The 20,791-nt window shown below is 37.3% G+C and carries 20 protein-coding genes; 18 read left to right on the top strand and 2 right to left on the bottom strand.

The window, feature by feature from the left end; genetic code table 11:
• Nucleotides 1-14: 14 nt before the first annotated feature.
• Nucleotides 15-1,868: a molecular chaperone HtpG gene (gene htpG / locus NYG85_RS02620; RefSeq protein ID WP_284936924.1), complete on the bottom strand. Its 1,854-nt coding sequence runs from the start codon at nucleotides 1,866-1,868 to the stop codon at nucleotides 15-17.
• Between the two features lie 140 nt (nucleotides 1,869-2,008).
• Between htpG and NYG85_RS02615 the strand changes: the two genes are divergently transcribed.
• From NYG85_RS02615 to hypA, 7 genes are all read left to right on the top strand, one after another.
• Entirely contained in the window at nucleotides 2,009-3,193 is a 1,185-nt protein-coding gene (locus tag NYG85_RS02615) for a DUF2157 domain-containing protein (RefSeq protein WP_284936923.1), read from the top strand.
• Nucleotides 3,190-3,672 carry a GDYXXLXY domain-containing protein gene (locus tag NYG85_RS02610; protein WP_284936922.1) on the top strand — a complete coding sequence of 161 codons (483 nt, stop codon included), beginning with the start codon at nucleotides 3,190-3,192 and terminating at the stop codon, nucleotides 3,670-3,672. The genes NYG85_RS02615 and NYG85_RS02610 overlap by 4 nt, the downstream gene beginning before the upstream one ends.
• A 63-nt stretch (nucleotides 3,673-3,735) precedes the next feature.
• Nucleotides 3,736-4,476 carry a hydrogenase nickel incorporation protein HypB gene (gene hypB / locus NYG85_RS02605; protein WP_284936921.1) on the top strand — a complete coding sequence of 247 codons (741 nt, stop codon included), beginning with the start codon at nucleotides 3,736-3,738 and terminating at the stop codon, nucleotides 4,474-4,476.
• Nucleotides 4,476-4,769, top strand: a complete 294-nt coding sequence (locus tag NYG85_RS02600) for a HypC/HybG/HupF family hydrogenase formation chaperone (protein WP_284936920.1) — start codon at nucleotides 4,476-4,478, stop codon at nucleotides 4,767-4,769. The genes hypB and NYG85_RS02600 overlap by 1 nt, the downstream gene beginning before the upstream one ends.
• On the top strand, nucleotides 4,753-5,838 hold the full coding sequence (hypD, locus tag NYG85_RS02595) for a hydrogenase formation protein HypD (protein WP_284936919.1): 1,086 nt from the start codon (nucleotides 4,753-4,755) through the stop codon (nucleotides 5,836-5,838). The genes NYG85_RS02600 and hypD overlap by 17 nt, the downstream gene beginning before the upstream one ends.
• On the top strand, nucleotides 5,838-6,824 hold the full coding sequence (gene hypE, locus NYG85_RS02590; RefSeq protein WP_284936918.1) for a hydrogenase expression/formation protein HypE: 987 nt from the start codon (nucleotides 5,838-5,840) through the stop codon (nucleotides 6,822-6,824). Before hypD ends, hypE begins: the two co-directional genes overlap by 1 nt.
• A gap of 8 nt (nucleotides 6,825-6,832) precedes the next feature.
• Entirely contained in the window at nucleotides 6,833-7,177 is a 345-nt protein-coding gene (gene hypA / locus NYG85_RS02585) for a hydrogenase maturation nickel metallochaperone HypA (RefSeq protein WP_284936917.1), read from the top strand.
• Between the two features lie 51 nt (nucleotides 7,178-7,228).
• Here hypA and NYG85_RS02580 read toward each other — a convergent pair whose 3' ends face one another.
• A complete protein-coding gene (locus NYG85_RS02580; RefSeq protein WP_284936916.1) occupies nucleotides 7,229-9,769 on the bottom strand; it encodes a YhdP family protein in 2,541 nt (846 codons plus the stop codon).
• Between NYG85_RS02580 and mltG the strand changes: the two genes are divergently transcribed.
• The 11 genes from mltG (at nucleotide 9,720) to NYG85_RS02525 (ending at nucleotide 20,717) form a co-directional block, all read left to right on the top strand.
• Nucleotides 9,720-10,661 (top strand): endolytic transglycosylase MltG, encoded by a 942-nt coding sequence (mltG, locus tag NYG85_RS02575; RefSeq protein ID WP_284937138.1) that lies wholly within the window; start codon nucleotides 9,720-9,722, stop codon nucleotides 10,659-10,661. The two genes, NYG85_RS02580 and mltG, sit on opposite strands and share 50 nt — an antisense overlap.
• Nucleotides 10,662-10,713: 52 nt before the next feature.
• Nucleotides 10,714-12,843, top strand: coding sequence for an NADP-dependent isocitrate dehydrogenase (locus tag NYG85_RS02570; protein ID WP_284936915.1), 2,130 nt, complete (start codon nucleotides 10,714-10,716; stop codon nucleotides 12,841-12,843).
• Complete coding sequence (locus NYG85_RS02565; RefSeq protein WP_284936914.1) at nucleotides 12,840-13,733, top strand: malate dehydrogenase; 894 nt, start codon at nucleotides 12,840-12,842, stop codon at nucleotides 13,731-13,733. The genes NYG85_RS02570 and NYG85_RS02565 overlap by 4 nt, the downstream gene beginning before the upstream one ends.
• Complete coding sequence (sucC, locus tag NYG85_RS02560; RefSeq protein WP_284936913.1) at nucleotides 13,730-14,905, top strand: ADP-forming succinate--CoA ligase subunit beta; 1,176 nt, start codon at nucleotides 13,730-13,732, stop codon at nucleotides 14,903-14,905. The genes NYG85_RS02565 and sucC overlap by 4 nt, the downstream gene beginning before the upstream one ends.
• The gene (gene sucD / locus NYG85_RS02555; RefSeq protein ID WP_284936912.1) at nucleotides 14,902-15,777 is read left to right on the top strand and encodes a succinate--CoA ligase subunit alpha; all 876 of its coding nucleotides are present in this window, start codon (nucleotides 14,902-14,904) and stop codon (nucleotides 15,775-15,777) included. The genes sucC and sucD overlap by 4 nt, the downstream gene beginning before the upstream one ends.
• Nucleotides 15,774-16,064, top strand: a complete 291-nt coding sequence (locus NYG85_RS02550; protein ID WP_284936911.1) for a 4Fe-4S dicluster domain-containing protein — start codon at nucleotides 15,774-15,776, stop codon at nucleotides 16,062-16,064. Before sucD ends, NYG85_RS02550 begins: the two co-directional genes overlap by 4 nt.
• Before the next feature lie 10 nt (nucleotides 16,065-16,074).
• A complete protein-coding gene (locus NYG85_RS02545) occupies nucleotides 16,075-17,205 on the top strand; it encodes a 2-oxoglutarate synthase subunit alpha (RefSeq protein WP_284936910.1) in 1,131 nt (376 codons plus the stop codon).
• Nucleotides 17,195-18,040: a 2-oxoglutarate ferredoxin oxidoreductase subunit beta gene (locus NYG85_RS02540; protein ID WP_284936909.1), complete on the top strand. Its 846-nt coding sequence runs from the start codon at nucleotides 17,195-17,197 to the stop codon at nucleotides 18,038-18,040. The genes NYG85_RS02545 and NYG85_RS02540 overlap by 11 nt, the downstream gene beginning before the upstream one ends.
• Nucleotides 18,037-18,591 (top strand): 2-oxoglutarate:acceptor oxidoreductase subunit OorC, encoded by a 555-nt coding sequence (locus NYG85_RS02535; RefSeq protein WP_284936908.1) that lies wholly within the window; start codon nucleotides 18,037-18,039, stop codon nucleotides 18,589-18,591. The genes NYG85_RS02540 and NYG85_RS02535 overlap by 4 nt, the downstream gene beginning before the upstream one ends.
• A 164-nt stretch (nucleotides 18,592-18,755) precedes the next feature.
• Complete coding sequence (locus NYG85_RS02530) at nucleotides 18,756-20,471, top strand: N-6 DNA methylase (RefSeq protein WP_284936907.1); 1,716 nt, start codon at nucleotides 18,756-18,758, stop codon at nucleotides 20,469-20,471.
• Nucleotides 20,472-20,480: 9 nt separating this feature from the next.
• Nucleotides 20,481-20,717: a hypothetical protein gene (locus NYG85_RS02525; protein WP_284936906.1), complete on the top strand. Its 237-nt coding sequence runs from the start codon at nucleotides 20,481-20,483 to the stop codon at nucleotides 20,715-20,717.
• Nucleotides 20,718-20,791 lie beyond the last annotated feature (74 nt).

The following is a 20,791-nucleotide window of genomic DNA, read 5'->3' as shown; positions in this document are numbered from 1 at the left end:
AATGGGTGCTAAACTCATATCGCCTTTATCATTATTTTTGTTAGAATTTTGCTAAATTCGCCCGGATTTTCTATATCCATACCCTCATTGATTTTTGCCATATCAAGAAGTAGGCGAGAGATGTCATTTACCATTAGCTCATTTTGCTCTAATTTAGCGAAAATTTCGTGATTTGCGTTGATTTCAAGGATAGGCTTAATTTTTGGTAAATCGCTTTGTCCCATTTGCTTTAAAATCCCTTGCATTGCAAAATCTGGGTCGTTTTTATCATAGATTAAAACCGCCGCTGACTCACTTAGGCGTGAGCTTAAACGCACGTCCTTAACGTCATCTTTTAAAATTTCACGCATTTTAACAAGCGTTTTAGCCACCTTGCTCTCATCGGCTTTCTCATCGCTTTTTATCTCATCATCAATGTCAGAGTGCGAGATTGACTTAAACGGCGTTTTATCAAACTCATTTACCATTGGCATTACGATTGTATCAATCTCCTCGTCCATTAAAAGCACCTCAATGCCCTTTGCCTTAAAGCTTTCAAGAAGTGGAGAGTTTCTTAGCATACTCTCTTTATTGCCACTGATGTAGTAGATTGATTTTTGATCCGCACTCATCGCCTCTTTATACTCTTTTAGGCTAATTAGTCCATCTCTTTTGCTTGATTTAAACAGCACTAGGTCTAAAATTTGCTCTTTGTCGTTGCCAAAGCCATAAAGCCCCTCTTTTAGCACCTTACCAAAAAGTGTGTAAAATTTTATGTATTTTTCTCTATCGCTCTCTTTTAACTTACCTAGCTCACTTAAAATTTTCTTTACACTTTGCTCTTTTACGCTTCTCATTATGGCGTTTTCTTGTAAAATTTCACGGCTTACATTTAGTGGCAAGTCCTCAACGTCAGTTACACCACGCACAAAGCGTAAAAATGGCGGCAAAAGCTCCTTTGCATCATCAGTGATAAACACACGCTTTACATAGAGTTTTACGCCACTTTGATAATCCACCCTAAACAGATCAAACGGCTCGGTTGCCGGGACGTAAAATAGGGTGCTATACTCTATCTTGCCCTCGGCTTTTGTGTGTATATGAAGCAGTGGGTCGGTGCTATCGTGCGAAATTTGCTTGTAAAAGTCGTTGTATTCATCAGCTTTTATCGTGCTTTTTGACATACGCCAAAGGGCTGAGGCTTTGTTTATTTGAGTGTTTTTGCTCTCATAAGTGCCTTCTTTTTCACCCTCTTTTGGCGGGACATATTCGCTTTTATCCATAAAAATTGGATATGGGATATGGTTTGAGTATTTTTTGATGATATTTTCAATTCTCCACTCATCGCAAAACTCATCATCGTTTAAAAATAGCGTAATGCTCGTGCCTTGCGTATCTTTTGTGACACTTTCTATCTCGTAGCTTTTTGCGTCCGAGCTCCATTTAAACGCCTCGTTTTCAAGTGCTTTTTTGCTAACTACCTCAATACGATTTGCCACCATAAATGCCGAGTAAAAGCCCACACCAAACTGCCCGATTAGCGAGCTGTCCTTTTTAGCGTCGCCACTTAGGCTATTTAAAAAGCCCTTTGTCCCGCTTCTAGCGATTGTGCCTAAGTTTGAGATAAGCTCATCTTTGCTCATACCGATACCATTGTCGCTTATCGTTAGCGTTTTTTTATCTTTATCAAATTTCAAATCAATTCTAGGTGTGTAGCTTATCGCCTTGTAAGCTTCATCGGTTAGGCTTAGGTAGTTTAGCTTATCAAGTGCATCACTTGCGTTTGAGATAAGCTCACGCAAAAATATCTCTTTGTTTGAATACAGCGAGTGTATCATTAAATTTAAAAGGTCATTAACCTCGGTTTGAAATTCAAATTTGTCTGCCATTTTAGCTCCTATTTTTAAAATTTTTAGCAGATTATAGCGTATTGTGCTAAAAATATTTTTAAACTTGATATGGTTCGTATCAAGGTTTAAATTTTAAGCTAATTTTGGCTAAATTTTGCTAAAAATTTTAAAGGATAAGCTTGAAAATTTGGCATAGAAATTTCTTAAAAGAGGAGCTTTTAAAGTGGCGAGATGAGGGGATTATTGATGAGAGGACTAGTCTAAAAATCGCAAGTAGATATGAGATTAATTTAAACGAGGTTAGCACAAATATCCTAACGCTCATCGCCTACTTTTTCTTTGGGCTTTCGCTTTTTGTTTTGGTTGGGGCAAATTGGGAGGAGATACCTGATTTTATCCGCACGTTTTTGCTGATATCTCTTACGGCTCTTTTAAATTTCGCTGGATTTTTAAGCTATCAAAAGAGAAAATTTAACCAAGCCACCGCTTTATTAATGCTTGGCTCAATCGTATTTTGTGCTAGTGTCGCCCTGATTTCGCAAATTTATCACATAGACAAGCACCTGCCAAACGGGATTTTATTTTGTGCGTTTGGTGTGGCTTTGCTTGGATTTAGCTTTAAAGATAGCCTAGTTAGCGCATTTTCGCTTATTATTGCCATTGCTTGGGTCTTTTTTAGCTTTGAGTATATTCATAAAATTGAGCCGTTTTTTGCGCTATTTATTTTAGCTGGTATAGCAGTTTTAAGGCACTCACAAGGCTGGTTTTTAACAACCGCTGTTTTTGTTTCAATCTACATATTTTTTATCTTTTTTCAAAGAGTTGATGCCCAGTATTACGCCTTTATTTTTGCCACGCTTTCATATTTTTTATTTATCATCTCAGTTAGCTTAGCCCTAGCTAAAACTGAGCATAAAATCGTGGCTAAAATTTTCTATCAAAATGCAGTTTTAGGCGTTGTCGTTACGCTTTTTTGCTTGCAAGCAAGTGATTATTTTGTAGGATTTGCTTTTGATTATTCAAGCCATTTAAACGTGCTTTTTATATTTTTTACGGCGATTTCAGCCGTTTTTGCTTTTTATTATAAAAATTTATACCTGCTTTGTGGGGCGATTTTGCTTGGGATTTTGCCGTTTTTGCTAAGTTTTGGCGTAAATTTCGCACTTATTGCTTCAATTGTTTGCGTGATTTTAGCCATTATTTTTATAAAGCAGGGTTTTATTGCTTATGGCACCAGCCTTATTTTTATAACCGCAATGATCCGCTACATACAGCTAATTGGCGACTATTTTGGAGCTAGTTTGCTATTTTTAGGATTTGCTATTTTGCTACTTGTTGTCGCTAGAAAAAGGAGAGTAAAATGATAAAATTTCTAGCCATTTTCATTCAGCCACTTTTGCTAGTTGGATTTTTTATCTATGCGATTTTGCCATTTTATCTTGGCAAAGATGTCTATGTAAAAACGCAAGGCTATGACCCAAGGGACTTTCTTCGTGGTAATTACGTTCATTTAAGATATGATTTTAACGATAAAAAGATAAAAACCGATGAATTAACCGATATTTACGCCATTTTAGAGCCAAATAAAGATGGAATTTATGAAACGATAAGCATTAATAAAACTAAGCCAAAAGTCGGAGTTTATATTAGTGGCAAAAGCAACGGCTATACCCAAAATTTTGGCGTTGAGAAGTATTTTTTGCCACCAGAAAAAGCCTTAGAACTTCAAGAAACACTAAGAGATATTGACAGCAATACAACGGCGATCGCTCATCTTAAAATTTTTAACGGCGACGCTAGGATTATCGGTGTTGAAATTTTAAAACAAAATAATCAAAAATAAAATTTCATTTTACTTTAAAACCAAAGCGTTATAATTAGATGAAATTAAAACAAAGGATAAATAATGTGTAAAGATTGCGGATGTTCTATCCCTAAACAAGGTCACACCCACGACCATCATCACGACCACCACCACGAAAATCACGCATTAAATGATACAAAAACGATTGAGGTAATTAGTAAAATTTTAAGCCAAAATGATGAAGAAGCGGCTAAAAATCGCTCTTGGCTTGATAGCGAGAAAATTTTATGCGTAAATTTAATGAGTAGTCCGGGCAGCGGTAAAACCACGCTTTTAGAAGCCACGATTAAGAGTGGGGCGTTTAAAATCGGCGTAGTTGAGGGCGATTTAGAAACGAATGCAGATGCAAATAGAATAATAAAAGCTGGTGGCAAAGCCTATCAAATAAGCACTGGTCAAACCTGCCATTTAGACGCATTTATGGTGCATAAAGGACTTCATCACTTACCACTTAACGAGCTTGAAATTGTCTTTGTTGAAAATGTAGGTAATCTTGTCTGCCCGGCTAGTTATGATGTCGGTTCGCACCTAAATGCCGTGCTTATATCGGTGCCAGAGGGCGATGATAAGGTCGCTAAATACCCAGTGATGTTTCGCTCGGCTGATATTTTAATCATCTCAAAGATTGACCTTTTGCCACATTTTGAGTTTGACTTGCAAAAAGTCAAAGATGAGGCTAGAAAACTAAATCCAAAGGTTGATATTATTGAGATTGACGCTAGAAGTGGTAGGGGGCTTGAAAAGTGGCTAAATTACCTAAAATTTAAGCGGGAGTTTAGATAATGTGTCTTTCAATACCATCAGAAGTTATTGAGATTGATGAGCAAAATGTAGCCCTTGTTGATACGCTTGGCGTTAGGCGTAAAGTAAGCCTTGATCTTATCGGTGAGAGCGTAAATGTGGGCGATTATGTGCTAATTCACGTAGGCTTTGCAATGGAGAAAATTGACACAAAAATCGCCAAAGAGAGCCTTGAAATTTACAAACAAATCGCCGCTGATATGCAAGACGGCACGATAAGCGATGATGAGGGCGATATGGGACTTAGGGAGTTTGTGAGTGGATCTAATAAATGATTTTAGGGATAAAGAGCTTATCTTAGGGCTTAGTAAAAAGATAAAGGCTATCAGTAAAGCACCATTAAACATAATGGAGATTTGTGGCGGACACACGCATTCAATTATGAAATTTGGTCTGCAAAATTTAGTCGGTGAAAAGATAAATTTCATCCACGGGCCGGGCTGTCCGGTTTGTGTAATGCCAAAAGAACGCATTGATGAAGCCTGTAAAATTGCTAGTATGCCAAATTTTATCCTTTGTACGTTAGCTGATATGCTAAGAGTGCCCGGCTCAAACACCAGCCTACAAAAGCTACGCTCAGAAGGCTGTGATATTAGAGCGTTATACTCGCCACTTGATTGCATAAAAATCGCAACTCAAAATCCAGACAAAAATGTCGTATTTTTTGCCATTGGATTTGAAACGACAACGCCGATGAGTGCGGTTTTAGTTAAAAAAACGCTAGAACTTGGGCTAAAAAATCTATTTTTTCACATAAATCACGTGCGTGTGCCTGAACCTGTTATGGCGATTATGAGCGATGATGAAGTTAAAATTGACGCATTTTTAGGGCCAAGCCACGTAAGTGTGATAATGGGTAGCGGTATTTATAAACAAATAGCAAACAAATATCAAAAACCCATTGCCGTTAGCGGTTTTGAGCCACTTGATATAATGGCAAGTGTGTTAAATTTGGTAGAGCAACAAAATGCAAAAACACACGAAGTTTATAACGAATATTCACGCGTCGTGAGCGAAAATGGCAACGTAAAGGCTAAAAATTTAATAAATGAAATTTTCGTGCAAGATGATTTTATTTGGCGAGGGCTTGGAGAGATAAAAAATAGCGGTTATCGCTTAAAAGATGAGTTAAAACACCTTGACGCAAGGGCTGTTTTTGACTGCAAGGTCGTAAGCAAGGGCGAAAATAGGGCGTGTATTTGTGGCGAAATTTTACGTGCAAAGGCAAAACCTTATGAATGCAAGGTCTTTGGCAAGGCCTGCACACCGCAAAATCCAATCGGGTCGTGTATGGTTTCAAGCGAGGGTGCGTGTGCGGCTTACTATAAATATGGCGGTGTGTAATGGATAGGATAATGCTTAGCCACGGCGGTGGTGGCGTGGAGATGAATGAGCTAATAAACAAGATGATTTTTGAAATTTTTAACAACGAAATTTTAAACCGTGCAGATGATTCAGCCGTGCTTGGCGGAGTTAAAAATTTAGCGTTTAGCACCGATAGTTTTGTCGTTACACCGATATTTTTTAATGGTGGCGACATCGGTAAAATCGCAGCTTGTGGCACGATAAACGACCTTTTAATGGTCGGTGCAAAGCCAAAATTTTTAAGCTGTTCGTTAATCATTGAAGAGGGTTTAGCAATAAGTGATTTAAAAAGTATTTTAATTTCATTAAATGAAGTTTGCAAAAGTGCTGATGTAAAGGTCGTTTGTGGCGACACAAAGGTCGTCCCAAAGGGCAAATGCGACAAAATTTTCATCAACACAGCTGGTGTTGGCGAGGTCGTGTGTGAAAATGTCAGCACAAAAAGCCTAAAATCTGGTGCAAAAATCCTGCTTTCAGGCGATATTGGCAGACACGGAGGCGTGATATTATCAAATAGAGAAAATCTACAAAGCGAGTTAAAAAGCGACTGCAAGAGCCTAAAAAACGTGGTTTTAGCACTCCTAGACGCTGGCATTAAGCCACTTTGTATGAGAGATGCTACGCGTGGGGGCGTGAGTGCGGTTTTAAATGAGTGGGCAGGTGCTTGTGGGCTTGAAATTTTAGTATATGATGAGAAAATTGCCGTTAGTAGTGAAGTTTTAGGCATTTGTGAGCTTTTTGGCTTTGAGCCTTACGAGCTTGCAAACGAAGGGACGTTTTTACTTGCGGTTATGCCAGATGACGCCATAAAAGCGGTTGAAATTTTAAGGCAATTTGATAAAAATGCAAATGAAATAGGCGAAATTTTAGATAGCAAAAAGAGCCGTGTCGTGATAGAAAATGCCTATAAATCACGCAGGTTTTTAGAGCCACCAAAGGGCGAATTGCTACCACGAATTTGTTAAGGATTAAGATGCACGAGCTTAGTATCGCACAAAATTTAATGGCACTTTGCGAAAAAAACGCAAGAGAAAACAACGCAAAAAGCGTAAAAAAAATTGAGATAAAAATCGGCAGATTAAGCGGTGTTGAGCCACACTATTTAGAAAGTGCCTTTTCGGTTTTACAGCCAGATAGCATTTGCAAGGACGCAGTTTTACTCTGCCACCTTCAAGAAATCGTGGTCGTTTGCAATGATTGTGGGGCTAAAAGTGAGCTTAGCAAAAATGAATTTTTATGCCCAAAATGTGGCTCGGCTGAGCTAAAAGTCATTGACGGCGAGGATATGTATCTTATGAGATTAGAGCTTGGTTTTTAAACTATTTTTTAACAAATTTTTAGAGCCAAAGCTTAAAATAAAAAATTAATTTTACTCAAAAATCAAAAACGGCGTCTGCAAGATATTTCGTATCAGCTTAAACGGCACTAAGAGCGTATCTTTTATCACTTCGGTTGAGTATGTCGGCTCATCAAGTGTGCCACGCACCTTTATTAGCGTTGAGAGTGTCCTGTCTTTGCCTAGGATTATCTGATTTACTAGCGGGATTTTTTCAATGATATTGCTTGCGTCCTTTAAAATTTCAAGCTCTAAATCAATGTTAATTTTGCGAGTTTTTAAATCAATTTCGCCCTTGCCGATGATATTTGCACTGCTACCGCTAATCTCAATGGCAATGAAATTTAAAATATCACTCTCTTGTTTAAAAATTATTTTGCCATTTTTTGCCTTAAAGCCCTTGTCGTTAAAATCTGGCGTTTTTAGGCTTAAAAGCGCTGGGACTGAGTTTATGAAGCTTAAAAGTCTGCTATAAAACAGATAATCCCTAAAATAGGCGTCATAAAACCTGACCTCGCCACGCCTATTTTTTGCCGTGCCTATCGTTTTTAGCTTAAAATTCCCGCCAAAAAATATCTCTTTGCCGATAAATTGATTTAGGTATTCGCCACTGATATTGTTTGCTTCAAGCGTGATATTTTCATCATTTTTTAAGATACTAATCCGCCCGTTTTCTGGCGTTGAGAGAAATTTTATCTGCCTATTTTTCATAAAAATTTCATATTTTGGCAGTTTTAATGTCTTATTTACATCGGTAAAAATTAGGTTTGAGTTCGTGCCGTTTATGAAAATTTCGCCCTTAAAAGTGGCGTTTGTATCGCTATCTTTTATAGCAACGTCAATGTTTTTTATCTCAATTTTTGTCTGTTTTTCATCGCTTTTAAATTTGATAAAATCATCGCTACTTTTACCACTTATTTTCTCATTATCTACCAAAATTTCAAAGCTCTGCTTATCATAATCCGAGCCATTTTTATTTAAAAGTGGCAGTGAAAATTTCACATCATTTGCATTAATCTTAAAGTTATTAAAATCGCTTGTAGTTAATTCTAAAAATGTAGCGTCTTTGATATTTAGCTCACTTAAAAGCTTTGATTTTAAGATAAAATTTTCAGGTTTTTGTATGCTAATCTTGCTTTTATCCCCAAAGATAAAATTTAGTCCAAGCTCGTTAAAATCAAGCTTTGTGTCGCTTTTGCTAAAATCAAGAGTTGCGTTAAATGGCTCATTTTTAATGTCTAACAACTCATCAATTTTTAGATTTTTTAGCGTCCCATTTATTGTGGCTTTGCTGTTTTTTAAGTCAAAATTTGCAACCGCATCGGAGTTAAAAAAGCTCATACCAAAATTTTTTGCATTAATTTTCATATTAAAGCTATTATTAAGCTCAATCACCGCCTCATCGGCTAAAAATGGAGCGTTTGCGATTAAAAATTTTGCGTTTTTAGCGATAAATTTGCCATTTGCGATGACATTTAGAGTGTTAAAATTTATATCAAGTGTGAGTTTTGCATTCATTTTGCCACTTGTCTGATTTATTGGCACTGCTATACCATAAACTTTTAAAATGTCATTAATATGTTTGTCATAGAGCGATTTTGTCTGTAAATCAAGAAAAATTCCAGCACTATTTTCATTAAATATATTATAAATATAAAGGGTTGAGCCATCAAGCGATTTACCCTGATATTTAGGGCTTTTAAGGCTAAAATTTAGCTTTGAATTTATAAGACTAATATCAGCCTCGCTAACTAATATCGGCTCTAAACTTTTATCTAGCTTAACTGATAAATTTTTAGCAGTTGCGGTTGCGTTTAAATCATCTAAGAAAAAGTCGTTTGTAACTAAATTTACCCTGCCATTTATCTGTTTTACTAAATACTCATCAGCCACGATATAGCCGTAAATCCAGCTTCTTACCTCTTTGTTTAATCCAAAGCGATTATCAAGTGCTGCCATAAAATCTGCAAGTGATTTTGCACTGACATTAAAAATCTTATATCTTAAAATGTTACTTTTAAGCGTAAAATTCATATTGCCATTTAGCTCGTAGCTATCAAATTTACCGCTAAATTTGTATTCTTTTGCCCTTAAATTTGCACTCACATCACCCCAAATATTTACCTTAAAATCCTTAAATTCCATACGCTTTATGGCGATTTTCTCGGTGTTTTTATCTACCTTATCAAGCACGCTTAGATCGGCTAAAAAATATGGGCTATCAATGAAAAAATTCCCATCTTTATAGATTACTTTTACGCTAATTTCGCCGACTTTTATCTCATTTAACAAAATTTCATCAAAAAATAACCCCAAAAAATAGGCGTTTTGACTTAAATTAAAAAGATAATCAGATGAGCCGATATCATCATCTTTTTTTAGGTTTGGCAGAGTGATATTATTTGCTCGTAAGATTATTTTTTTATCTAGTTTTATGTATAATTGCTCAAAATGTAAATTTAAAAGAGAGAGATTATCAATTTTTATGCCAAATTTTAAAATTATTAGCACCGAAACAGCAAAAATTATGAAAAATTTTATAAAAAATCCGATTGTTTTTATCATTTTTGACATTTTAGTTATCTTTATCCTAAGCGTTCTTTTCTATCTTTCGCGTCCGATTGATACGAGCCGAGTGGTGTTTATCCCAAAGGGAAGCGTGAGCGAAATTATAGCATATTTATCAAGCAGAAATTTTATGGTTAGTAGTGTTGATAAATACGCAGTTGCGATGATTGGGCATATCCAATCTGGCTGGATTGATATGAAAGAGACAAGACTTGCTAGGATTGACTTTTTAAAACGCCTAACCACAGCAAAGGCGGCAATGACTGAAATAACGCTGATACCGGGCGAAACAACTATGGTTTTTTTAAACGAAACAGCAAAAAAACTAGGGCTAAACGCAACTAAGCTAAATGCCGAATATAACGCACTTGCAAAGATACAAGACGGCTTTTTAATCCCAGAAACTTACAAAATTCCAATCGGTATGAGCGAGCGACACTTGGCTTATTATTTGGTAAATTTATCACAAAAAACCCAAGAGGAGCTAAGCCGTAAAATTTATGGCGAATACAACGAGAGGCGTTGGTTTAAAATCCTAACAATCGCCTCAATAATCCAAAAAGAGGCGGCAAATGACGCTGAAATGCCACTGGTTTCATCAGTAATTTATAATAGATTAGCTAAAAATATGCGTTTGCAAATGGACGGGACGCTAAATTACGACCTTTACTCGCACGAAAAAATCACTGCCCAGCGAATACGAACGGACACGAGCGAGTTTAATACATATTTAAATGACGGACTGCCTCCACGCCCAGTTTGCGTGGTTTCAATAAACGCAATAAAAGCAGCCATAAGCCCAGCTAAGAGCGATTTTTTGTATTTTGTGCTTGATAGAGGCGCAAAAAAGCATAAATTTTCAAAAACACTTAAAGAACACAACGAAAATATAAAATAATGTTTTTTATAAGCCTTTTTGTGTTAAATTTACCTTTTTTTAGGAGCAAAAGATGAGTGAGATTGTTTGGACAAAGACCGATGAAAGCCCATTTGTAGCGAGCGTTTCGCTGTTGCCGATTTTAAAATGCATTTTAAATAGAGCCAAAATCAAACTAAAAGTCGTTGATATTAGCCTAAGCGGCAGGATTTTAGCAGCGTTTAATTACGCTGATGATGGACTTAAAATTTTAGGCGAATTAACAAAGCAAAAAGACGCAAATATCATAAAACTACCCAATATTTCAGCCACTATCCCACAGCTAAAAGCGGCGATTTTAGAGCTTAAAAACGCTGGATTTGACTTGCCAGATTATGAAAATAACCCAAAAATTTACGCACCAATCCTAGGCAGTGCCGTAAATCCAGTAATTAGAGAGGGTAATTCAGATAGAAAAAGCACAAAGGCGGTTAAGGATTACGCTAAAAATAACCCACATTTTATGGGCGAGTGGGACGCTAAAAATAGGGCAGAGATTTGCTCAATGAATAGCGGCGATTTTTATGAAAATGAACGCTCATTTATCGCACAAAAAGATGAAATTTTAAAGATAAAATTTATAGATAAAAACGGCAAAGAGACGCTTTTAAAAGATGATATCAAATTAAGCGTTGGCGATATTTTTGACGCTAGTTTTTTAAGCGTTGATAGCCTTTATAAATTTTATGAAAATGAGTTTAAAGACGCAAAAGAGAAGGACTTGCTTTTAAGCCTACACTTAAAAGCCTCAATGATGAAAGTAAGCGACCCAGTCATCTTTGGCTACGCCTTAAAGGCGTTTTTTAAGCCAGTTTTTGATGAGTTTAAAGATGAGTTTAAACGCCTAGATATAAGGGGCGAAAATGGGCTAAAAGATATATTTTTAAAGCTTGAAAACTCGCCAAAAAAAGATGAGATAATGGCAAAATTTAGCCAGTGCTTTAAAGAAAATGCTGATGTGGCTATGGTTGATTTTAAAAATGGTGTTACAAATTTTCACGTCCCAAGCGATGTGATAATTGACGCTTCAATGCCTCAAATGCTTAGAAATTCAGGTCAAATGATAGACAAAAATGGCAATTTTAAAGCCACAAAAGCACTAATCCCTGATAGGACTTACGCTGGTGTTTATAAGGCTGCACTTGATGATTTTAAGGAGCGTGGCAAACTTGATGTAAGGAGTATTGGTAGCGTTTCAAATATCGGTTTAATGGCTAAAAAAGCCCAAGAATACGGCAGTCACGATAAGAGCTTCATTGCAGAAAATGATGGCGAATTTGTTGTATTTTCTGATAATGAGTATCTAAAATTTAGCGTTAAAAAGGGTGATATTTTTAGGGCTTGTATCGCAAAAGATGAGGCGATAAAAAACTGGATAAATTTAGCAATAAATAGAGCAAAAACAAGCGATAATTTAACAATTTTTTGGCTTGATGAGAGTAGGGCAAGTGATAAAAATATGATACAAATCGTAACACCTTATATAAAAAATATAAAAAACATTGAAATTTTAAACCCACAAAAAGCTTGTTTAAAAACCCTTAGTGAGATTAGAAATGGTAAAGATGTAGTTAGCGTAACTGGCAATGTTTTAAGGGATTATTTAACCGATTTATATCCGATTTTAGAGCTTGGCACAAGTGCTAAAATGCTCTCAATCGTGCCACTTTTAAACGGCGGTGGGCTGTTTGAAACCGGAGCTGGTGGGACGGCACCGCTTCTTACAAAAGAGCTTTTGGAGCAAAATCATATCATTTGGGATAGTTTAGGCGAGTTTTTAGCTCTTAATGCTTCGCTTGAATTTTATGCTACAAATTGTAACAACAAAGAGGCTTTGATTTTAGCAAAAGCCCTTGATAACGCAATTAGTCAGTATCTTAAAACCAACTCATCTCCAAAACCAGAAGTGGGTAAAAACGACACACGTGCCAGTCATTTTTTACTAGCTCTGTTTTGGCTAAATGAGCTAAAAAATGGTGAATTGGCAGAAATTTACGCCGATTTAGCAGATTTTTTAACCGCAAATAAAGATGAAATTTTAGCACAGCTAAATGCAAATCAAGGGCAAAAGGTTGAGCTTGGTGGCTGGTATTTCTTAAACGAAAAGGTGGTCGCTAAGACGTTAAGACCGAGTGAAATTTTAAATAGTAGGATAGAGTTATGAAAATTTCTGTAATAGGTGCTGGCAATGTCGGTGCAAACACGGCTTACACACTTGCTTTAAAGGGCGTTGCAAATGAGATTATTTTGATTGACATTTTCAAAGACGTGGCAACTGCAAAGGCTATGGATATCTATCAAGCCGCCTGTGTTTTTAATGCCGATATAAGGCTAAAAGGTGGCGATGATTACGAGCTTATCAAGGATAGCGACATAGTTATCATCACGGCTGGCAGCCCACGAAAAGAGGGCGAGAGCAGGGAGGATTTGCTACTAAAAAACGCAAAAGTTGTTAAGAATGCTTCGCAAAATGTAGCCAAATTTGCCCCAAATTCAATCATCATCGTAATCACAAATCCGCTTGACGTTATGGTTTTAGTCGCCCTAAAATTTAGCGGTTTTAGCAAAAATCGCATTTTAGGTATGGCTGGCGAGCTTGATTCTGCTCGTTTAAAGTATGAAATTTCAACACTAAAAGGGCTAAATGCAAGCACTTTTGACGCAAAAGTCATCGGCACTCACAACGATGAAATGATAATTTCAAGCTCAAATTTAAGTATTAATCTAACTCAAAGCGAGTTTGAAACGATAAAAAATGAGACCAAAAACGGCGGAGCAAAAATCGTAAAACTGCTGAAAACTTCGGCATTTTATGCACCAGCAGCTGGGGCTGTAAAAATGTGTGAGGCGATAAAAAATGGCAGCGATGAGATTTTAAGTGGCTCTGTCGTGCTTGATGAAAATTTAGCCTCTGGGCGACTTATCAGGCTAAATAGGGCTGGTTTGGCTGAAATTTTAAAGCCAAAATTAAGCCAAAATGAGCAAGATGAGCTAAAAAATAGCGAGTTAAAAATTAGCGAAAATTTCAAATTTTTAAGAGAAAATTTACAATGAATATACACGAATATCAGGCAAAAGAGATTTTAAAAAGCTACGGCATTAGCGTTATGGACGGCGTTGTCGCTTCAAGTTTGAGCGAGATAAAAGAGGCATTAAATATGCTTGGTGGCGATAGTTTTGCCATCAAAGCACAAATTCACGCTGGTGGTAGGGCACTTGGCGGTGGCGTAAAAATCGCAAAGAGCAAGGACGAGGCATTAGAGTTTGCCAGTGCGATTTTACAAAAGCCACTAATCACGCCACAAACCCCAAAAAATGGCATTATCGTAAATAAAATTTACGTTGAGAAAACGCTAAAATTTAAGCGCGAGTTCTACCTTAGTTTTATGTTTGATAGAACGCACGAAAATATCGGCTTAATCATCTCAAAAAATGGCGGTGTTAGCGTTGAAGAGACAGCAAAAACAAGCCCGGAGCTTATAAAATTTATAGCCATTGATCCGCAAATTGGGCTTTGTGGTTTTCACATTCAAGAGCTTTTGGAATTTTTAGAATTTAGCAAAGATTTAGGGGTAAAATTTTCAAAACTTCTATTTTCACTCTATCAAATTTACACGCAAAAAGAGGCGGTTTTGGTTGAGATAAATCCGCTCGTTTTAGGCGATGATGATGAGTTTTATCCACTTGATTGCAAGATTAGCTTTGATGATAGCGCACTTTTTCGCCACCCTGAAATTTCAGCCCTAAACGACCCAAGCCAGAGCAATGAGAGCGAAAATATCGCAAAGGCACAAAAGCTAAGCTACATAAAACTTGATGGTAGCGTGGGTTGCGTGGTTAATGGCGCTGGACTTGCTATGGCGACTATGGATATTATTAAAGAGCTTGGCGGCGAGGCGGCGAATTTTCTTGATGTTGGCGGTGGGGCTAATCAAGAGGGCGTCACAAAGGCATTTGAGCTGATTTTAAAAGATGAGCGAGTTAAGGTTATTTTTGTAAATATTTTTGGCGGCATTGTCCGTTGTGATTTGATTGCACAAGGGATTTGCGAAGCCTGTAAGCATTTAAGGCTAAATGTGCCAGTTGTTATTAGACTTGATGGGACAAATAAAAACGAAGCAATTGAAATTTTAAATAACTCAAATTTAAGCGGACTTTACGCAAGTCCTAGCCTTTATGAGGGTGCAAAAATGGCTGTTAGCTTTGCAAAAGGGGAGCTAAAATGAGTATTTTAATAGATAAAAACACAAAGGTCATCGTTCAGGGCATAACTGGCAAAGAGGGTAGCTTTCACACGCAAAAGTGCCTAGAATACGGCACAAACATCGTAGCAGGCGTCACGCCGTTTAAGGGTGGCACGACTCATCTTGGCGTTAAGGTTTATAACAGCGTAAAAGAGGCAAAACTCGCCACAAACGCCGATACGAGCATTATTTTTGTCCCAGCAGCCTTTACAAAAGATGCTGTTTTTGAAGCAGCAGAGGCTGGGATTAGACTTTGTGTTGTGATTACTGAGCATATCCCAGTTTTAGATATGCTTAAAGCAAAAGATTATGCCAAAAAGTGCGGTATGCAAATCATTGGTCCAAACTGCCCGGGCATAATCAGTGCTAATGAGTGTAAATTAGGTATTATGCCTGGCGAAATTTTTAAAAAATCAACGATAAATGTCGGCATCATCTCAAAATCAGGCACACTAACCTACGAAGCGGCAAATCAGGTTTTAAGCGAAGGTTATGGCATTAGCACAGCCATTGGTATTGGTGGCGACCCAGTTATTGGCACTGGATATGATGAGCTTTTACTGAAATTTCAAGATGATGATGAAACAAAGGCGATTGTGCTAATTGGCGAGATTGGCGGAGAGCTTGAAATAAGTGCTGCTAAAATCATCAAAGAGAGAATTTCAAAGCCTGTTATTGCTTTTATCGCAGGGGCAAGTGCGCCAAAAGGGCGTAAAATGGGGCACGCAGGTGCGATTATCAGCTCAGAAAATGCAAGTGCAAACGCAAAAATGCACGCCCTAAGCAGTGCTGGTGCTTACGTGGTAAGTAACCCAGCAAAAATCGGAGAAAAACTAAAAGAGGTGCTAAGATGAGTGGTGTTGCTGTTTGGGTAGATGAGAGGCGTTGCAAGGCGTGTGATATCTGCGTAAGTCGCTGTCCAGCTGGGGTTTTAGCGATGAGAGTTGAGCCTAGTGCCGTGCTTGGTAAAATTTTAGAAGTGGTAAATGTAGATTTTTGCATTGGTTGCAGGGAGTGTGAGAATTCCTGTCCAGATTTTGCGATTTTTGTAGCCGATAAGGGGTATAAATTTGCAAAATTAAGCCAAGAAAGCAGAGAAATTTCGCAAAAAATCAAAGAAAACGGCTTTTATAAAATTTAAAGGAATTTTAATGAGAGAGATTATAGCCACTGGTAATGAGCTTGTCGCAATGGGTGCGATTGACGCTGGGTGCGAGTTTTTTGGCGGCTATCCTATCACGCCAAGTAGCGAAATCGCTCACGAGCTAAGCACACTTTTGCCAAAAAATGGCGGTGTTTTTATGCAAATGGAGGACGAGATAGCTAGTATTTCAGCCGCTCTTGGTGCTTCAATGAGCGGTAAAAAGGCGATGACAGCTAGTTCTGGACCGGGGATTTCGCTAAAAGCTGAGCAAATCGGACTTGGCTTTATCGCTGAAATTCCGCTTGTAATTGTAAATGTAATGCGTGGAGGACCAAGCACTGGACTGCCAACACGTGTGGCACAAGGCGATATTTTACAAGCAAAAAACCCAACTCACGGCGATATAAATATGATAGTTTTAACGCCCTCAAATTTAAACGAGTGCTACACAAAAACGATAGAGGCGTTTAATTTAGCCGAGCGTTTTATGACGCCAGTGATTTTGCTTCTTGATGAGAGTATCGCTCATATGCAAGCCAAGGCGTTTTTGCCTGAAATTTCAGAGATTAAGGTGCAAAATAGGGCAGTTTTTAATGGCAAAAGTAGCGACTATCTACCTTATAAAGCCGATGAAAACAGCCCAGCCGTGCTAAATCCATTCTTTAAAGGCTACCGCTACCACATAACCGGACTTCATCACGGAGCAAGTGGCTTTCCAACCGAAGATGCACAAATTGTTGAGTTTAACATTAATCGTTTGTTTAATAAAATCAACTCAAAATCAGATGAAATTTTTGACTACGAGAAATTTATGCTTGATGACGCTGATATTTGCATTATCGCCTACACAAGCGTGGCACTTAGTGCAAAGGCTGCTGTGCTAAATATGCGAAAACGCGGCATAAAAGTGGGCGTTTTTATACTAAAAACCCTATTCCCACTAAACGCTAAAATTTTAAACGATGAACTTACTAAGTTTAAAAACGTGATGATTTGTGAGCTAAATTTAGGACAATACTTTGGCGAAATCACAAAAGCAACGCTTAGAGATGATATAAAAACGCTTCTTAAAGCAAACGGCAGACCGATAAGTCCAAGCGAGATTGAAGCGAGAATAGGGGAGTATTATGGCGTTTGATTATGATAAATATTTAAGGACCGATAAACTGCCTACACTTTGGTGCTGGGGCTGTGGGGACGGCGTGGTTTTAAAGGCGATTATCCGTGCTATTGATGAGCTTGGCTGGGATATGAATGATGTTTGCGTGGTTTCTGGCATTGGCTGTTCAGGCAGAATTTCAAGCTACATAAACTGCAACACCGTGCATACCACGCACGGCAGGGCTATCGCTTACGCCACTGGCATAAAAATGGCAAATCCAGACAAGCACGTTTTAGTAATCACCGGCGATGGCGACGGACTTGCTATCGGTGCTAGCCACACTATGCACGGCTGTCGGCGAAATATCGGCTTAAAGCACATTTTGATAAACAACTTCATTTACGGACTTACAAATTCTCAAACAAGTCCGACCACGCCTCGCGGATTTTGGACTGCTACGGCAAATTACGGCAACATTGACCCAAGTTTTAATGCCACAAATTTAGCAATAGCAGCAGGGGCGACATTTGTAGCACGCGGTAAAATCACCACACCAAAAGAGCTTACAAAGCTTTTTGTAGAGGGCTTTAAGCACGACGGCTACGCATTTTTTGACGTTTTTTCAAATTGCCACATAAATTTAGGCAGAAAAAACAAAATGGCAGAAGCGACAAAAATGCTTGACTGGCTTGATGAGCGGACTTTAAGCTTGGTTAAATTTAACGCCCTTGATGAGAGCCAAAAGCAGGGCGTTTATCCGCTTGGAATTTTGCACGTTGATGATAGCAAAACCGAATACACAAAGGCTTACGAGCTTGTAAAAACTGCCTTAAAAGATAAAAAACCGATAGATTTTGGAGCGATAAGATGAAAAAAGAGCTTAGATTTGTTGGCGTTGGCGGTCAGGGCGTGATTTTGGCTGGGGAGATTTTGGCTAGTGCAAAGATAAAAAGTGGCGGTTACGGCGTGAAGGCATCTACCTACACATCGCAGGTTCGTGGCGGGCCAACGAAGGTTGATATTATTCTTGATGATGATGAAATTTTATACCCTTATGCAAACGAGGGTGAGATTGAGTTTATGTTAGCCACCGCTCAAAGTAGCTTTGACGCCTACAAACACGGCGTAAAAAAGGGCGGAGTGATCGTGATTGAGCCAAATTTAGTAAAGCCAAGTAGCGATGATCTTAAAAATTTCACGATTTATAGCATACCAATTATTACGATTGCAAAGGATGAAGTAAAAAATGTCATCACTCAAAGTGTTGTTGCACTGGGTGTTGCAGTTGCGATGAGTGGCTGCATTGATGAGGAGATCGTGCGTGAAAATATGCTCTCATCTGTGCCACAAAAGGTAAGAGACGCAAATAATCTAGCCTATGATTTAGGGCTAAAATACGCAAAAGAGCTGTTAAAATCATAAATTTAGTGCGGTTTTAAATCGCACTTTTTTATCCAGACTAAAAAATAGTATTGTTATTATTAGCTTCTAAATCTAGTAAAAATACTTGACATTTTTAACTCTTTTTTGATACAATTCTCAAAGTAGTAAAGATATTACTATAAAATAATCAAAAAGGAGCTAGTATGCAAACAGCATTGAACTATAAAAATTTAGATGAACAAAAAAGTCTAAATGAGCTACTATCATTTTTAAAAAGAGTAGGGGGCGATGATAGATTGACGCTTTGCTATGTTTTAAAGGCGTGGCAGGTCTTATCATCAAAACTGCCAAATGAGCTAAGTTTTGAAAATTTTTACTCAAAAAAAGTTAGCTTTAAGGAGCTATCTAGCATTTTTGCCAAGCTTGGCGAGTTTAAAATTTTCAGGCTTTACACACTTGAAAAGATAAATGATAGCGAGTTGGTGCAAATTCTAAACTACGTAAAAGATAAAAATTTACCTAGCGTAAATGTAGCTTTTTTTCAAAATAGGGAGCTTTTAAATGATGATTTGGCGAAATTTGCACTTGAAATTTTAGGTGCTGATTTAAATAATATTTATGTGCCGTTTGTAAATGGATTTTCTTATGCTTACGTTTCTGATGCAAATTTTTACGCAGATTATGATAAAAACGAGATTATCGCCGAACTTGCAAATGTTATTGATGGCACAAAGGTAAATTTTTATCAAACAAACGCTTTAACACAGCCAAAATTTACAAACGAAAATGCACCGCATATTTTAAGGCAATTTGATTATTCATTATCATTTTTGCCGATTAAAAAACTCCCAGATTACGACCCAAGCGAAGATAAATTTAACAGATTTAGTTTTCAAACCACAAAACACACGCAAGAGATCACGCTCTTAGAGCATATTTTGGCTCAAACTAGCAAAAAATCTGCCGTTTTTACGCTAAATAATTTTACGTTTAAAAGCGGTTTAGTTTATGATTTTCGTAAATTTTTAATTGAGCAAAACCACATTGAAGCCGTCATCTCACTGCCACGAAATCTCGTAAATGGCGTATTAGCCGATCTAGTTTTACTAATTTTTAACAAGCAAAAAAGCGATGATTTTGTTTGGTTTATTGACTTAAAAAATGGCGATTTTGTTAAAAAAGATGGCAGAAAATTTAGCCTAACAAACACCGATTTTATCCTAAAAAATTACAAAAAAAATGTAGATAAACTCTCTCAAAACGTGCAAATTAGTGAGCTAAAAAGCCAAGATTACACGCTTTCAGCCGAGCGTTTTATCATAAATAATGAGTTAAAATCGGCACAAAATCGCCTTAAAAATTTCAACCTAACCACGCTTGAAAAGATAGCTCAAACTAAAAAATCACAGCTCATAAATCAAAGCGAGGAGGGCGATTTGGTCTATGAAATCCTGCCAAGCGATTTTAGCGAAGCCGGATTTACGCAAAATTTTAGCAAACAAAAACTAGCAGATAAAAACGACACAAGGCTAAAAACCTACGCCTTAAAACCTTACGATTTGCTTTTATGTGTGCGTGGCAACATCGGTAAAGTCGCTATTTTAGGCGAAATTTCAGACAATGTCTTTGCCTCGCAAGCCACGCAAATAATTAGGCTAAACAGCCAAAATAAAGATGAAGCCATCGCACTTTATATGTTTTTAAAGTCAGAAATTGCCCAAAGTGTGTTTAGAAATTTACAAAACGGCACACTTATGCCGCAGCTTTTGATAAAAGATATCAAAGAGCTAAAAGTGCCGATTTTTTCGCCAGAGCAAATAGAGGCGTTGGTGCGAAATTTTAACGCTGAAATTTCGCTATTTAACGAGCTAAACGAGCTAAAAAGCAAAATAGATTTGCTTCATAAAAATTTCATTTAAAGGATAAAAATGACCTGTTTAATTTGTCAAAATGGCACACTAAAAACAAGCGATACGAAAGTTTTTTGCACAAGTTGTGAGTTTGAGATTTCAAGAAATATTCAAAATTTCAACAGAACTTTAAGCGATAGGGATATTAAAGACCTTTTAAGCTACAAACCCTTAAAAGATAATCTTGGCAATATTTTACTTTTTAGCAAAGAAAATAAAAATTTCATAAATCTAATTTTGCCTCCAAAAATCTAAAAAGTAGGGCATAAACATAGCACACGAGAAAAATCGTGTGCTAAAAATTTTAAGCAATAAAACACGTAAAATAA

This window comes from Campylobacter gastrosuis, from assembly GCF_030249845.1.
Lineage (GTDB): Bacteria > Campylobacterota > Campylobacteria > Campylobacterales > Campylobacteraceae > Campylobacter_A > Campylobacter_A gastrosuis.
This window is presented reverse-complemented; position numbering and strand designations above follow the sequence as displayed.